The sequence below is a fragment of the Novosphingobium resinovorum genome, assembly GCF_001742225.1.
Taxonomy (GTDB): Bacteria; Pseudomonadota; Alphaproteobacteria; order Sphingomonadales; family Sphingomonadaceae; genus Novosphingobium; species Novosphingobium resinovorum_A.
This window is the reverse complement of record NZ_CP017075.1, coordinates 2,698,958-2,713,954: the sequence shown is the minus strand read 5'-3', so window position 1 is coordinate 2,713,954 and position 14,997 is coordinate 2,698,958. Positions and strand designations below refer to the sequence as shown.

Here is a 14,997-nt window from a genome sequence, read left to right as displayed (position 1 = left end):
CGATTGGAATGAAAGGGGATACAATGGCGATCGTTCCTGAGGCACGCGCGATTACGTTCATCTCTACGACCGACCGCGCGCGGGCCGAAGCGTTCTATGGCGATGTGCTGGAACTGCCGGAACTGTCGCTGGACGAGTACGCGACGATCTACGACATGGGCGGCGGGGCGATCCTGCGGCTGACCTCGAACCGGGAATGGGAATCGCACGAGTATACCGTGCTCGGCTGGTCGATCCCGGATATCGAGACGACGATGGCGCAGCTGCGCGCGAAGGGGGTCGAGTTCCTCGTGTTCGATGAGGAGAATCAGAACGTCGCGGGGCTCTGGACGTCGGTGGACGGCGCGATGAAGGCCGCGTGGTTCCGTGATCCCGATGGCAACCTGCTCAGCCTGACGCAGACGAGCTGAGGGGGCTTCCGCTAGCTACACTGCGCACAGATGCCGCGCAGTTCCACGACCGGGCGCACGTCGGCGAAGCCCGCGCCCTTGGCGGCGGCGATGAGGGCGCCGGTCAGCTTGTCGTCGTCGATGTGGACGGCCTGGCCGCAGCTGTCGCAGATCAGGAAGATGCAGTCGTGCTGGCAACCCGGGTGGCTGTTGGCGACATAGGCATTGGCGCTCTCGACCCGGCGGGCGAGGTTGGTGCGCACGAACAGGTCGAGGATGCGGTAGACGCTGTTGGGCGCCACCCGCTTGCCGCGCAGGGCCGAGACGCTCTCGGCAAGATCGTAGGCGGAGGCGGGGCGTTCCCGCTCGGCGAGGGCGCCGAAGACGTCGGCGCGCATCTCGGTCCACTGCTCGCCCGCTTCGACGAGGGCGTTGCGGGCGGCCGATACAAGGCTGTCGCCGGAATGTTCGTGGTGATGATGGTTGCCGGACATGGCGCCCATATGGGGCCTGTCGCGGACTTGTGCAATCAGTGCAGGCTTACTCGGCTTGGGCGGCCTGTGCAGGCGGCACGAGATCGTTCGAGAGCGGTGAGACATGGCCAATGCCCATCGCGCCGATCACCAGCAGCGCGCCACCGGCGAACCCGAAGGCAAAGTAGCGGTAGAAGTCGGCTTTGAAGATACCCATGACGTCTGCTTTCGAAATGTCTCTTTTGGGGAACGGCGTGATACCGGTCCGGAAAATGTGTTGCGCCCCTTTGGCCGCAAATGGGTTGCCGTCCAGTGAACGGAACCGTTAACAAGTGCAATTATCGATGAACGGTTGATCGCCAGCGATGAACGGCGGGAACGTTCGATCTCAGTACGAGTATGCTGCGGCCACGGAGATCGCCACCAGCACCAGCACCGGCAGGGCCGCGCAGCCGAACGGCAGGGCAGCCGCCCCCAGCGCACTTAACGGAGAGTTCAGGCGGCCCAGCCTCAAAAGCACGGCCGCGAGGGTAAGTCCGGCAAGGAAGCCGACGACGACGAGGGGGCCGAGTCCGGTGACCATCATCGTCGCTGCTTCTCCTGCCGGGTTACTGGGTTACCCTTAGTGCTTGAAATGACGCATGTTCGTAAAGACCATTGCGAGACCGGCCTCGTCGGCCGCAGCGATGACCTCGTCGTCGCGAATCGAGCCGCCCGGCTGGATCACCGCCGTTGCGCCCGCCTCGGCAGCAGCGAGCAGACCGTCAGCGAAGGGGAAGAAGGCGTCGGATGCAACTGCTGAACCGACGGTGCGTGCCTGCGCCCAGCCGAACTTCTCGGCGGCTTCGGCGGCCTTCATAGCGGCGATGCGCGAGGAATCGCGGCGGTTCATCTGACCCGCGCCAATGCCGGCGGTGACGCCGTCTTTCGCATAGACGATCGCGTTCGACTTGACGTGGCGGGCCACGGTCCAGGCGAACAGGCAGTCGGCCAGTTCCCGATCGGTCGGCGCGCGCTTGGTGACGACCTTGAGATCGTCGAAGCCGATGGCGCCGTTGTCGCGGCCCTGCACCAGCAGGCCGCCGGTGATCTGGCGCACGGTCAGGCCAGCGCGGCGCGGATCGGGCAGCTCGCCGGTCAGCAGGAGGCGCAGGTTCTTCTTCTTCGCGAAGAAGGCGCGGGCTTCCTCGTCGGCGTCGGGGGCGACGACGACTTCGGTGAAGATCTTGCAGATCGCCTCGGCGGTCGGGCCGTCGAGCGTCTGGTTCACCGCGACGATGCCGCCGAAGGCCGAGACGTCATCGCAGGCCAGCGCGCCTTCCCAGGCACCCAGCAGCGTATCGCCCTGGGCGACGCCGCAGGGGTTGGCGTGCTTGACGATGACGACGGCGGGCTTCTGGCCCCGGAACTCGGCGGCGAGTTCGAGCGCGGCGTCGGCGTCGTTGTAGTTGTTGTAGGAAAGTTCCTTGCCCTGCACCTGCTCGGCCTGCGCCAGCCCCTTGGTGAACGGGCCGACCGGCGTGTAGAGCGCGGCCTTCTGGTGCGGGTTCTCGCCATAGCGCAGCGTGGTCGAGAGGCGGCCGTTGACGCTGAGCATCTCGGGGAACTCAAGGCCTTGGTCGGCGAAGGCGAACCATTGGCTGATCATCGAATCGTAAGCGGCGGTCTGCGCATAAGCGCGCGCGGCCATCAGCTTGCGGAAGCCCAGCGTGGTGCAGCCGTCAGTCGCTTCCAACTCGACCATCAGGCCCTCGTAGTCCTTGGGGTCGGTGACGATGGTGACGAAGGCGTGATTCTTGGCCGCCGAGCGCACCATCGAGGGGCCGCCGATGTCGATGTTCTCGATGATCTCGTCGCGGCTCGCACCCTTGGCCACGGTCGCCTCGAAGGGGTAGAGGTTGACGACGACGAGGTCGATCGCGCCGATGGCGTGTTCGGCCATGGCGGCGGCGTGCTCGGGGTTGTCACGTACGGCGAGGAGCCCACCGTGGACCATCGGGTGCAGCGTCTTGACGCGGCCGTCCATCATCTCGGGGAAGCCGGTGATGTCGGAGATGTCCTTCACCGTCAGGCCCGCATCACGCAGCGCCTTGGCGGTGCCGCCGGTCGAGACCAGTTCGACGCCCCGGTCGCTGAGCACCTTGCCGAGCTGCGCAAGGCCGGTCTTGTCGGACACGGACAACAAGGCGCGGCGGATCTGGACGGAATCGGTCATGAGGCGGGCTTCCCTGGCGAGTGGCTCTTTGCGCGCGCCCTTAGGACGGCAGGGCCACGGGGGCAAGGGCGGGGCCGCTTTCCGGGGCGCGGGTTGGGCGGGGCGGTGAAGGAGCGTTAACCGCTGCCGCCCGCCGTTTTCGGCTAAGCCGCTGGAGCAGCGCGGGGAAACCCGAATTCTGGCTGCAGAGGGGGGTGATTGAAATCAAAGTAGAAACAACAACCCTGATCATCATGGCGTGCCTGGCCTTCACGACGCTTGTTCTCAAGATCGTGGAGATGAGCCGCAACAAGTGATGACGGGCGGGGGATGGGCTGGCACCTGTCCCCCAAACGGCGAAAGGCGCGCCACTGGCATGGCGCGCCTTTCTTTGTTCGAAGGTGATTTTCATCAAACCAGAAACAACAATGCCAATATACACGGCCCATCGGGGGCTTCAAGGCGCGGTTACCATCAATTCATCTTCTTGATGATCCACCCGAAAGTCCCGCCGCCGCGCGAGACCATGCCCTGCACGACGATCTGCTGCGTCGCCTGCGGGCGGCCCTGACCATCGACCCACAGCGAATCCTCGACCGTCATCTCGCCCTCGTCGGTGGCGGAGCGGAACTGCCAGTAGCTGCCGTCGGGCAGCGAGAGCCCGGCGCCCTTGCCGTCGGCGGTGAGGTTGACGTCCACCTCCGGGCCAAGGTGGAAGCGGATCGCGAAGCCCACCTTGCCGCGCTTGCCCTTCTTGCCGGCCGGAAGCAGCAGGTCTTCGCCGCGCAGTTCGCTGCCGTCGTCGCGCAGCAGCAGGATGCGCTGGTGGGTCAGGCCATAGCGGGTGGCATAGCCGTTGTGGCTGGCCTCCAGACGGGTGGCGTTAGAGCCGGTTTCCTGCGGCAGGGTCTTGCGGTCAACCGCCACTTCGGTGACGCCTGATCCGATCATGCCGTTGATCAACACGGCCGTGGAATTCGCGTCATCGAGGGTCAGCGTCGAGTGCGCCGCCGTCGCCCGCAAGCCCTGCTCAAGCCGGACGGGAACCAGCCCGCCGCCGCTCGCCGCGCCGCCGCAGTTGACGACGATGCGATGCGGCCCATGGGAGAACTCGAAGGCGAGCGTCGAGGCGCAGCCGAAGCGGGCCTGCGCGGGCATCGGCGGCGGCGCGGTATCGAATTGCAGGATCGACTTGTGCGCGGAGACACGCTGGTAGCCCCATTGGCGCACGTCGCGTAAGGGGCGGGTGCGCACGCCGCTGGCCTGGATCAGCGCCTCGACGTCCGCGCCGTCGACGGCCCAGCCGCCCTGCCACGAACCGAGGCCGCCGTCGCCGTGCGTCAGCGCCAGCAGTGGCGGCACCAGCAGTTCGACCACGCGCTCAACGGCGGGCGGGGCGTCGCGGCGGGTGGCGTGATAGCAGCCGCGCAGCCGCACCAGAAGCGCGATCGCTTCCATCTGCGCGAGCGGACTGCGCGACAGGACGCCGCCGTCGTCGCCCATCAGTTCGCCGAGCGCCTTGATCAGCCCGGCCTCGCCATAGAGGCGGCGGGGGCGGCCGTCGGGCAGCAGCAATCCGGCGGCGACGATGCCGACCCAGCCCGCCACTTCGGCAAGACCGTCCTCGGCATTGGTGACGTGGCGGTCGAGCCAGCGCGCGGTGGCGGCGATGTGCGCCAGCGTGCGGATGCGCAGCGCCTTCTCGCCCGAGAGGATCAGCGGGGCATGGGCCAGCCAGTTGGCAAGACGCGCGCCGGTGTTGCCCACGCTCCACGCCGGGCCTTTGCCCGGCTTTGTGGGGGGCTTGGGGTTGGCCTGAAGCCAGGCCATGAGCACGCGTTCCGCGACCGGCGCGGCCTGTTCGCGCGCGGCGCAGGCTTCGAGGTCGGTGAGCCAGGAGAAGGAATGGACCACCTTCTCCAGCGGCGGCGTGACCCGCGCGGCGCCTGCAAAATCGACTTGCGCGATCGGCGTCTTGGCGCCGTGGACGAGGAAGTGCCCGGCCCGGATCGCGGTGCCTGCCGCACGGCTGCCGGGCAGGGTGTTGTTGACGGTCGCCAGCAGGCGGGTGCGCGCCTTCTTGCCCATCGGCCCGGAAAGCATCGCGCCGGGCACGCCAAGGCGATAGGCCATGCGGATCAGCCGCTCGCCGACGCCCACAGACGGCGGAGAGAAATCGACCAGCGCCAGCGCACGACCGGGCTCGATATGGGGCGTTTCGGCCGGAGCTGGCGCGCGGTTGTCAGCAATTCCGGTCACCACACCCTCCTCAGTCTCACGCGACAGGGGAAGCGCCCGGGCATTGTCCGGGTTCCATGCCGCCGGGCTGAAGCGGGTGTCGGCGCCCATGCCTTATTCGAGGCCCTTGAGGGTCTTGATGTTCGCGGCGTACTGCGACGGCCCGCCCTTGAAGGTCGCGGAGCCCGCCACCAGCACGTCGGCACCGGCCGAGACGCACAGCGGCGCCGTTTTGGCATCGACGCCGCCGTCCACTTCGAGGCGGATGTCGCGGCCGGATTTGTCGATCATCTTGCGCACCGCCTCGATCTTGCGAAGCTGGCTGGAGATGAAGCTCTGGCCGCCGAAGCCGGGGTTGACGCTCATGATGAGGACGAGGTCGATGTCGTCGATAAGGTAGTCCAGCATCTTGGCGGGCGTCGCCGGGTTCAGCGAGATGCCCGCCTTCTTGCCGAGATTGTGGATCGTCTGCACCGTGCGGTGGACGTGCGGCCCGGCTTCCGGGTGGACGGTGATGTAGTCCGCGCCCGCGTCCGCGAAGGCTTCGAGATAGGCATCGACCGGAGAGATCATCAGGTGGACGTCGAAGGGCTTGGCGCTGTGCGGGCGCAGGGCCTTCACCACGGCCGGACCGATGGTGATGTTGGGGACGAAGTGGCCGTCCATGACGTCGACGTGGATCCAGTCGCAGCCTGCCTCGTCGATGGCGCGCACTTCCTCTCCGAGCCGGGCGAAGTCGGCGGACAGGATCGAAGGGGAAATCAGCGGAATTGTCATGGCGGGAAACGAACGCTCCTTTTCCCAGCGATACGCCACTACATCTTGGGGCGACAAGCGTATGGGGGTGCGTTTTCCACACGCGATCTTGTGGAGCAGGGTGTCTGGAAATCCGCTTCTGCGGATTTCGCGGCACCGGCCCTCTCCCCCACCCGACCACCCAACGATAGTACCCTATGGGTGGTCGGGTGGGGGAGAGGGCCGGTGCCGCACCGAAAATGCGCAATCGCGCATTTTCCAGACGACCGATCTTCGGCTTTCGCGTGGTCTAACGGAAAGTTCAGTGCGGGTTCACCGCTTTTCGGGCACTTGGGCGCCACAGGAGGGTTTCAGGCTGCCAATTTGCCAAGAACCCAGTAGACGGAAAAGAGATGATCAAGACCAACGCCTTGCTTCGCCGTACCAGCACCGCTGCCGCGCTTGTCGCGATGGCCGGTCTCGCCGCGCCGGTTCCGGCGCTGGCCCAATATCGCAACGAGATCCCCAACGAGATGCGCCGCTGCCAGTCTGACAAGGGGCCGGCGATGATGGTCACCGTGGACGGCATCAAGTCGTCCTCGGGCAAGGTGCGCGTCCAGTCCTACCGCGCGACTTCGGGCGAGTGGCTGGTCAAGGGCAAGTGGCTCTCGCGCATCGAGGTTCCGGCCCGCGCCGGGTCCATGACCTTCTGCGTGCCGCTTCCGGCCTCGGGCACATACGGCGTCGCGGTGCGCCATGACGTCAATGGCAATGGCGAGACCGATATCCGCACCGATGGCGGTGCGATGTCGAACAACCCGTCGATCAACATCTTCAATCTTGGCAAGCCCAGCTACACCAAGGTCGGCGTGCCGGTGGGCGAGGGCGTGAAGTCGATCCGGATCCAGATGAAGTACATGTAAACCCGGGTCAGGCCCGCGTCTGGGCTGACATTTCTATGCGCAGTTCGCTCGCCCGGGCGAAGAGGTCGAGGATTACGGGGTCGCGTTCGCGAGTGCGGATCGCGGCCTCGAAATGCACGTGATGGCGGGGGCGCGGCAGCACCTCGCGCAAGTCTCCCGCGGCGAGGCGGTCGTGCACCATGGTCTCGGGCAGCACGGCGGCGCCCTGGCCGCTGGCGACGATCTCGATGAGGGTGCGCACGTTGTTGCAGGTGTGAAGCGCGCGCGGGACGATGCCGTGGCCCTCCAGCGTCTCGTGCGTCACCGCGTGGAGCGGCGAGTGATCGGGCAGGGACCAGACCGGCAGGGCCTTCGCGAAACCGCCGTCCTGCGCCACTTCGGCGCCCGCGCACCATACCAGCTCCACCGAGCCGATCGAGGCCGTGCGCATCCCCGGGCTCGCCACCGGCCCGGCGAGGAAGACGATGTCGCGCGTGCCCGCCAGCAATTGCTGGAGCAGCGGCGCGGTGAGGTCGATCTCGATCTCCATGGCGACGCCGGGACGGTCGCGCTCGATGGCCTGGATGAAGGCGGGCAGGCAACTGGCCGCGGCGATCTCGCCCGAGCCGATACGCACGGCGGCGGTGGCGCCCGCGAAGTCGCTCGCCTCCAGCAGCACCTGTTCGAGGCCGTGGTAGAGCGGCTCGCTCGCCTGCACCAGCCGCCGCCCGCGCGCGGAAAGCACCATGCGCCGTCCCTCGCGCTGGAACAGCGGCACTCCGAGTTGCTCCTCGATCTCGCGCACACGCGCGGAAATCGCGGGCTGCGTGGTGTTCAGCCGCTGCGCCGCCGCCGCGAAGGTGCCGAGGCGATCGATCCACATCAGGGTTTCGAGATGGAACAGGGCGATGCGTTTCATAATCAGTGTCTATCGGAACCGATAAAAAACAATCGCTATTCGTGATGGGAGAAGCTGTCTAGGTTTTGTCTGCTGAAGTAGAGGCGGCACCGGCCCGCGCCCCCACCCGGCCACCCATAGGGTACTATCGTTGGGTGGCCGGGTGGGGGCGCGGGCCGGTGCCGCCTCTCGCTAAAAAAGAAGAGGATCTGCCTCGATGAACAAGATCTACCCCAGTGCGGAGGCCGCGCTGGAAGGCGTGCTCAAGGACGGCCTGCTGATCGCCAGTGGCGGTTTCGGGCTTTGCGGCATCCCTGAAAGGCTGCTCGACGCGATCCGCGATGCGGGCGTGAAGGACCTGACGTTCGCCTCGAACAATGCCGGCATCGACAACGAAGGCATCGGCAAGCTGCTGCGCACCAAGCAGGTGAAGAAGATGATCTCGTCCTACGTGGGCGAGAACAAGGAGTTCGAACGCCAGTACCTCGCCGGTGAACTCGAGGTCGAGTTCTGCCCGCAAGGCACGCTGGCAGAGCGCATGCGCGCCGGCGGGGCGGGCATTCCGGGCTTCTACACCAAGACCGGCGTGGGCACCCAGGTCGCCGAGGGCAAGGAAGTGAAGCAGTTCCGCGGCGAGGACTATATCCTCGAGGAAGGCATCTTCGCCGACCTGTCGATCGTCAAGGCGTGGAAGGCGGACGCAACCGGCAACGTCGTGTTCCGCAAGACCGCGCGCAACTTCAACGTCCCCGCCGCCACGTGCGGCAAGGTCTGCGTGGTCGAGGTGGAGGAGATCGTCCCCACCGGCTCGCTCGATCCGGACGCGATCCACCTGCCCGGCGTCTTCGTCCAGCGCATCGTTGTGGGCGCGCCTTACGACAAGAAGATCGAGTTCACGACGACGCGCGAAAGGGAGGCGGCATAATGCCCTGGAATCGTAACGAAATGGCCGCCCGCGCGGCGAAGGAACTGCAGGACGGGTTCTACGTGAACCTCGGCATCGGCATTCCGACGCTAGTGGCGAACTACGTGCCCGAGGACATCACCGTCACCCTGCAGAGCGAGAACGGCATGCTCGGCATCGGTCCGTTTCCCTACCCGGACGAGGTCGATCCCGATCTCATCAATGCAGGCAAGCAGACCATCAGCGAACTGCCGCACTCGGCCTATTTCGACAGCGCCACCAGCTTCGGCATGATCCGCGGCGGGCACATCGACCTGACGGTGCTGGGCGCTATGGAAGTGGCCGAGAACGGCGACATCGCCAACTGGATGATCCCCGGCAAGATGATCAAGGGCATGGGCGGCGCCATGGACCTCGTCGCGGGCGTGAAGAAGATCATCGTCGTCATGGAGCACACCTCAAAGAACGGCGATCCCAAGCTCATCCCCGCCTGCACCCTGCCGCTGACGGGCGTGGGCGTGGTGGACATGGTGATCACCGACCTCGCGGTGTTCCAGCGTCCGGATCACGACAGCCCGTTCAGGCTGATCGAACTCGCGCCCGGCGTGACGGCCGAGGAAGTCGCCGCGAAGACGACGGCGCATTACGTGAGCTGACCGCGGGAAGGCCCACCCCCGACCCCTCCCGCAAGCGGGAGGGGAGAAGAACGACCAAGCCCTCCCGCTTGCGGGAGGGCCGGAAGGCTTGAGAGCGCAGCGAACTAGCCGGACGGGGTGGGCAGAACCCGCCGATCACGCTATCCCTCGCGCACTCTTCGCAAGGGACCATCCATGACTTACACCCTCATCACCGCGAACCGGAACTATTCGAGCTGGTCGCTGCGCCCGTGGGTGCTGATGAAGGCGCTCGCCATCCCGTTCGAGGATGAGCTTGAGCCCTTCACCATGCCGGTGAACTACGACGCTTTCCGCAGCTTTTCCCCCACCGGCCAGGTGCCCGCGCTGATCGACGAGGAGCGTACCGTGTGGGATTCGCTCGGCATCACGCTCTATCTCGCCGATCGCCACCCCACCGTCTGGCCCAAGGCCCCGGACGCCCGCGCCTTCGCCCAGAGCGCGGTATGCGAGATGCACGCGGGCTTCTCCGCCTTGCGCAATGTGTGCACGATGAACGTCGGCGTGCGCGTGAAGCTGAGGCCGATGAGCGGCGCGCTGGTCCGCGAGATCCACCGCCTGCGCGAGATGTTCGAGGAAGGGCTGGATCGCTTCGGCGGCCCCTGGCTGGCGGGCGCCGAGTTCACCGCCATCGATGCCTTCTACGCGCCGGTTGCCTTCCGCATCCGCACGTATGGCCTCGACGTCGGCGGCGGGCAGGCCTGGGTCGATGCGATGCTGGCCCACCCAGCCATGCGCCAGTGGGAGGAGGAAGCCCTCGCCGAGACCTGGCGCGAGGAAAGCCACGAGGCCGAACTGGCCGAAGCCGGCGCAATCATCGCCGACTACCGCGCCCCCGCCTGATCCCATGCGTATCCTGCTGACGGGCTCTTCCGGCTGGCTGGGTCGGCATCTGGCGCCGCTGCTGGCCTTGCGCGGGCACGAAGTGATCGGCCTCGACGTGGCGACGGGCGCCGCGACGACGGTGCTGGGTTCGGTGGCAGACCGCGCGCTGGTGTTCCGCACCGTCGCGGACCACGGGATCGAGGCGGTGATCCACTCGGGCGCTCTGCACAAGCCGGACATCGCGCGCTTCGGGCGGCAGGCCTTCGTCGATGTCAACGTGACGGGCACGCTCAACCTGCTGGAAGCGGCGGTGGATGCGGGACACGCGCGCTTCGTGTTCACCTCCACCACCTCGCTGATGGTTCGCGACGACGTGCGCGCCGGGGCGGGTGAACACGGCGCGTGGTGGATGGACGAGGCGTTCGGCCCGCTCGCTCCGCGCAATGTCTACGGCATCACCAAGCGCACCGCCGAGGACCTGTGCCGCCTCGTCGCGCGCGAAAGCGGCATGGCGGTGGCGATCCTGCGCACCGGGCGGTTCTTCCCGGAGGACGACGATACGCACGTGGTCCCCTCCGGCCCCAACCTCAAGGCGAACGAGTTCCTCAACCGCCGCCTGACCGTTGGTGATGCCGCGCTCGCCCACCTTGCCGCGCTGGAGCGGATCGAGGGGTGCGAGACTTTCGTACTCTCCGCCCCGCCGCCTTTCGCGCGCGAGGATGCAGCGGAACTGGCCAGCGATGCGCGCGCCGTGATCGCCCGTTACCATCCCGATGCTGCCGACCTCTACGCCCGCGCGGGCTGGGTTCTGCCCGAGAGGATCGAGCGCGTCTACGATCCCGCCAAGGCCGCGCGCCTGCTCGGCTGGCGTGCCGAAACCGATTTCGCCGCGATCCTCACCGCCCTGCGCGGCGGCGCGGAGATGCCCTTCGCGCATGACCCGGAGTGGATTTCTCCGGTCCTCGGCGGTTTGCCTGCATAGTCTTGCGGCGGTCATCCAGTCGTGCGCATAACCCGCCCGAACTCTAATGGGAGAACATTCAATGGCCGACCTCGCCTCCATCCCGCTCACCCGCATTGACGGCAAGCCCGACACCCTCGGCGATCACGCCGGCAAGGTGCTGCTGGTGGTCAACGTCGCGTCCAAGTGCGGCCTCACCCCGCAGTACGAGGGCCTCGAGGCGATCTACGGCGAATACAAGGACAAGGGCTTCGAGGTGCTGGGCTTCCCGGCCAACGACTTCGGCGCGCAGGAGCCCGGCACGCATGAGGAAATCGCCGAGTTCTGCTCGATCAACTACGGCGTCTCGTTCCCGCTCTTCGCCAAGGCCGACGTTACCGGCGAGGCCAAGCAGCCGCTTTACGCCGCGCTGACCGAGGCGGTGCCCACCAAGCAGGGCGACGTCGAGGGCATGAAGGAGAAGTTCAAGGGCTACGGCATCGTCCCGAACGACGATCCCGAAGTGCTGTGGAACTTCGAGAAGTTCCTGATCGCGCGCGACGGTTCGGTCGCGGGCCGTTTCGCGCCGGGCACCGCGCCGCAGGACCCGCTGCTGACCGGCGCGATCGAGGCTGAACTGGCGAAGTAAGCGGAAGGAGGCCCACCCCCAGCCCCTCCCGCAAGCGGGAGGGGAGAAGAGGGGAGCGCCCTCCCGCAAACGGGAGGGAGCAGAGAGAACGCCCTTCCGCTTGCGGGACGGCCGGGAGGCTTGGCAGCTTGCTGCTTAGCCGGACGGGGTGGGCCGAAAGCCCGCCCCTCAATCCCCCACCAGCACGAACGCAGCCCACGTCGCAGGATGCGCCCCGCCCGGCACGTCGTGTGCCTTCAGTACCTCGACTTGCGCGCGCCGCAGCGCCTCCGCCCGCGAAACCTTGCCATGTGCTCCTTCGAGCGTACGCAGCGTCAGCCGTCCGGCCACGTCGTCGCGCACCGGCCAGTGCGAGAGCAGGAGTGCCCGCGATCCCGCCGAGATGAAGGCCCGCGCGAGCCCCGAATAGGTCGGCGCATTCTCGCTATCGCCCGCGCCGGTATCGCAGGCGGAGAGGATAACCCAGTCCGCATCGAGGCGCAGCCGCGCAATCTCCGAGGCGGTCAGCAGCCCGTCGTCGAGCGGCGTCGCGAGCTTGGGCGGGGTCATGACGAGGGCCGGCTCCACCAGGCCCCGCAAGCCTCCGCCGATGAGGCCGTGCGTCGCAAAGGCGATCACCCGCGCCTGGTCGAGAGGGGCCTGCTTTACCGCCGCCTCGGTCGCCTGCGGGCCGATCAGGAGCTGGCTGTCGCCCGCGAAGTGACTGGCCATGGTGCGCAGTTCACGCTCGGCATCGGGCAGGCTGCCGAGCCGGGCGAGCGATTCCACGCTGACGTCGCCCACTTTGAGCGCCGAGGCGGATCGCGTCGCCAGCATGGTCGGCGGTCCCAGCAGAGGGGCGCCGATGCCCGCGAAGGTAGCTGTTCCCTTTCCTGTCTCCGCCCGCCGGGGCAGGGGATCGGCGCGGATCATCACGCTGGTGGCAAGATCGCGGACCAGCCAATGCGTATTGCGCAGAGCCTGAGGATCGGTGTCCGCGCCCTCGGGCGTGCGCGTCACCAGTGCAGCGAAAGGCAGGGTGGCAAGGCTGCCGGGGGCGAGGATTTCCAGTTCGCGCACCGATCGCAGCGCCTTGCGGACAGGGTCCGGGAAGATCAGGCGAAACAGTTCGAACGCCGCCTGCCGGTCGAACCCGGCACGGCCTTCGTCGAGCAGGCCGTTCTCGATCGAGGCGCGCAGGCGCTGCTGCAGCTGCATCAGGTGCCGCCCCGAGACTTCGGCATCGCCCGAGACGACACCATCATGCGAGACCAGCTGGGTCACCAGACCGCCTTCGTCGGCGCCGACGAGCAGCAGCGCCTGCCCGCGCTTCAGCCGGGCGCGGGCATCGGCAAGGCGCGCGGGTTCGACGGCGGTGAGCGAACGGTAGCCCGGCACCAGAGCGGCAAGGCGCGCGTCCGCTTCGCGCGCACGCGCATCGCTTTCGGCGACTTTTGCTTCGAGGTCTGCGATGATGGCGCGGTCCCCGGCGATCAGCGCGCGGTCGAGGCGCTTGCGCAGCTGTCGCCCCTCTGCCGCGAGGGTGAGGTAGCTGCGGATCGCCTCGCGCGCCTCGGGGCCATAGTCGTCCCGAAGCGCGGCGAGCGAAGAGAAGGCCCCCTGCAGGTCGCCAAGGTTGGCCATCTGCAAGGCGTCGAAGGCGCGGTCCGGCACGTTGGTATCGATGGCGATGCGGGCCAGTTGCATGAAGGCGGCGCGCGATTCGGCTGCCATCGTAACGATGTCGCGCCGGGCGGTAGCGCGGTCGAGCAGGCGGGTCCGCAGCGGCGCCAGCGCGTCGGTCAGGGTGGCCAGAGCCTCGGCCTTGCGGCCCTCCCTGACGGCGATGCGGGCGGACAGCGACGCTGCGGTGAAACGCCGCTTGTTCGTCGGCCCGGTGCCGGCGAGGAAGCCCTTGCGCGCATGATCGAGCAGGGGCCGGGCCTCGTCCACCCGCCCGGCGCTGACGAGCGCGGAGGCGAGGTTGTACTCGGCGGTCAGCACCGCCAGGTCCTCCGGCGAAGCGGAATAGCGGCGGGCTACGGCCAGCGCCTTTTCGCGCAGGGCCAGGCCGCGCGTCTGGTCGCCCTCCCACTGGGCCATGCGCGCCTGCTGGCCGATCATGGTGGCGAGGCTGTTGGCCTGGATGCGATCGGGGTTGCCCTCGAAGATCGCCACCGCCTTGTCGTAGAGCGGCCCGGCTTCCGCGCGCATTCCTGCATTGTCGAGCGCGAAGGCGAGGGCGTGGAGCGAGAGCGCCAGCTTCGGGTCGTTGGCGGGCAGGATCGCGCGGCGCTTTTCAAGGGCTGCACGCAGGATCGGGATCGCCTGCGCGTACTGGTCGGTTTCGGCGAGGATCGCGCCCAGTTGCTGCACGGCCTGCACACGCACGCGGTGATTTTCGGGCAAGTGCGCTTCGGCCCATGCCAGCGCTTCGCGCGCGGTGAGAATTGCGCTGTCGCCGTCGGAAACGTTGAGCTGCAGCGCGCTGAGGCTGATGCCGTATTCGGCCGGGCCGTCGAGGTTCTCCCCGGTGGCCAGTGCGTGGGCGCGGGCGATCGCCAGCGCCTCGGCGATCTTGGGAATGGCCGCCCCTTGCGCGCCGCGCAGGTAGTCGAGCAAGGCCATGCCGTAGAGCGCTTCGGCATATTCGGGGCTCTGGCGGCCGCCCAGTTTTTCGGCGAGGTTCAGTGCACGGGCGGTGTAGTCCTGCGCCTCGTCCAGCTGGCCCAGGGCGCCGAGTTCCGAGCCGATATGCAGCAGCAGGCTGGCCCGCTCGGGCGTGAGCGGGGCCTTGCGGGCGGTGAGGCCGGTATCGACGGCGCGCAGCAGCGTCAGCGCCTCCTCGGTCCGGTCCAGCGAGGAGAGTGCCCTCGCCTTCACCGCCTGCGCATAGAGCAGGTCCACCGGATCGACGCGGGGCGCGGTTCCCGCGCGGGCGAGCACCGCATCGACGTGGCGCAGCGCCGCTTCGGGATCGCCGCCGGTATCGTAGCCGCGCAAGTCGCGCAGTTCCGAGGGCGAAGGGGCTGTCGGTGTTGCCGCAAGGACCGGTGCGGGGGCGGTAACTGTGAGCACCGCCGCCAGGAGACCCCTCAGAACACCCGCGCACCGCGCCTCTTGCATGCCTGTCTCTGTTCCCGAGGACCAAACCCGTCCCGGCGCCGAAGCCTCCGCGCCAAGATGTTCAGGGGACG

The 14,997-nt window shown here is 67.6% G+C and carries 15 protein-coding genes; 7 read left to right on the top strand and 8 right to left on the bottom strand.

The window, feature by feature from the left end; genetic code table 11:
- The first annotated feature begins 23 nt into the window (after positions 1 to 23).
- The gene (locus BES08_RS12700; protein ID WP_069708517.1) at positions 24 to 410 is read left to right on the top strand and encodes a VOC family protein; all 387 of its coding nucleotides are present in this window, start codon (positions 24 to 26) and stop codon (positions 408 to 410) included.
- 11 nt (positions 411 to 421) lie between these two features.
- Here the strand turns inward: BES08_RS12700 and BES08_RS12695 are convergent, their stop codons facing one another.
- The 6 genes from BES08_RS12695 to rpe form a co-directional block, all read right to left on the bottom strand.
- Positions 422 to 892: a Fur family transcriptional regulator gene (locus BES08_RS12695; protein ID WP_081799008.1), complete on the bottom strand. Its 471-nt coding sequence runs from the start codon at positions 890 to 892 to the stop codon at positions 422 to 424.
- Positions 893 to 929: 37 nt separating this feature from the next.
- Positions 930 to 1,079: a hypothetical protein gene (locus BES08_RS33615; RefSeq protein ID WP_197524372.1), complete on the bottom strand. Its 150-nt coding sequence runs from the start codon at positions 1,077 to 1,079 to the stop codon at positions 930 to 932.
- A gap of 171 nt (positions 1,080 to 1,250) precedes the next feature.
- Complete coding sequence (locus BES08_RS12690; protein ID WP_036525817.1) at positions 1,251 to 1,448, bottom strand: hypothetical protein; 198 nt, start codon at positions 1,446 to 1,448, stop codon at positions 1,251 to 1,253.
- A 36-nt stretch (positions 1,449 to 1,484) separates the two neighbouring features.
- Entirely contained in the window at positions 1,485 to 3,077 is a 1,593-nt protein-coding gene (purH, locus tag BES08_RS12685) for a bifunctional phosphoribosylaminoimidazolecarboxamide formyltransferase/IMP cyclohydrolase (RefSeq protein ID WP_069708516.1), read from the bottom strand.
- A 453-nt stretch (positions 3,078 to 3,530) separates the two neighbouring features.
- Entirely contained in the window at positions 3,531 to 5,405 is a 1,875-nt protein-coding gene (locus tag BES08_RS12680) for a heparinase II/III family protein (protein ID WP_069708515.1), read from the bottom strand.
- A gap of 3 nt (positions 5,406 to 5,408) precedes the next feature.
- Positions 5,409 to 6,071: a ribulose-phosphate 3-epimerase gene (gene rpe, locus BES08_RS12675; protein ID WP_036525820.1), complete on the bottom strand. Its 663-nt coding sequence runs from the start codon at positions 6,069 to 6,071 to the stop codon at positions 5,409 to 5,411.
- A 371-nt stretch (positions 6,072 to 6,442) separates the two neighbouring features.
- Here rpe and BES08_RS12670 point away from each other — a divergent pair, with 371 nt between their 5' ends.
- Entirely contained in the window at positions 6,443 to 6,952 is a 510-nt protein-coding gene (locus BES08_RS12670; RefSeq protein ID WP_008831395.1) for a DUF2141 domain-containing protein, read from the top strand.
- A 7-nt stretch (positions 6,953 to 6,959) separates the two neighbouring features.
- On the opposite strand, the gene BES08_RS12665 is transcribed toward BES08_RS12670, so the two are convergent.
- Complete coding sequence (locus tag BES08_RS12665) at positions 6,960 to 7,850, bottom strand: LysR family transcriptional regulator (RefSeq protein ID WP_036525821.1); 891 nt, start codon at positions 7,848 to 7,850, stop codon at positions 6,960 to 6,962.
- 196 nt (positions 7,851 to 8,046) lie between these two features.
- Between BES08_RS12665 and BES08_RS12660 the strand changes: the two genes are divergently transcribed.
- The 5 genes from BES08_RS12660 to BES08_RS12640 all read left to right on the top strand — a co-directional run bounded on the left by BES08_RS12660 (position 8,047) and on the right by BES08_RS12640 (position 11,821).
- The gene (locus tag BES08_RS12660; protein WP_069708514.1) at positions 8,047 to 8,754 is read left to right on the top strand and encodes a CoA transferase subunit A; all 708 of its coding nucleotides are present in this window, start codon (positions 8,047 to 8,049) and stop codon (positions 8,752 to 8,754) included.
- Positions 8,754 to 9,389, top strand: a complete 636-nt coding sequence (locus tag BES08_RS12655; protein ID WP_036531046.1) for a CoA transferase subunit B — start codon at positions 8,754 to 8,756, stop codon at positions 9,387 to 9,389. Before BES08_RS12660 ends, BES08_RS12655 begins: the two co-directional genes overlap by 1 nt.
- Positions 9,390 to 9,563: 174 nt before the next feature.
- The gene (locus BES08_RS12650) at positions 9,564 to 10,250 is read left to right on the top strand and encodes a glutathione S-transferase family protein (RefSeq protein WP_036531048.1); all 687 of its coding nucleotides are present in this window, start codon (positions 9,564 to 9,566) and stop codon (positions 10,248 to 10,250) included.
- Between the two features lie 4 nt (positions 10,251 to 10,254).
- Positions 10,255 to 11,214, top strand: coding sequence for an NAD-dependent epimerase/dehydratase family protein (locus BES08_RS12645; protein ID WP_069708513.1), 960 nt, complete (start codon positions 10,255 to 10,257; stop codon positions 11,212 to 11,214).
- Positions 11,215 to 11,275: 61 nt separating this feature from the next.
- A complete protein-coding gene (locus BES08_RS12640; RefSeq protein WP_008832450.1) occupies positions 11,276 to 11,821 on the top strand; it encodes a glutathione peroxidase in 546 nt (181 codons plus the stop codon).
- A gap of 168 nt (positions 11,822 to 11,989) precedes the next feature.
- On the opposite strand, the gene BES08_RS12635 is transcribed toward BES08_RS12640, so the two are convergent.
- Positions 11,990 to 14,878, bottom strand: a complete 2,889-nt coding sequence (locus tag BES08_RS12635) for a CHAT domain-containing protein (RefSeq protein ID WP_231957996.1) — start codon at positions 14,876 to 14,878, stop codon at positions 11,990 to 11,992.
- Positions 14,879 to 14,997: the final 119 nt, after the last annotated feature.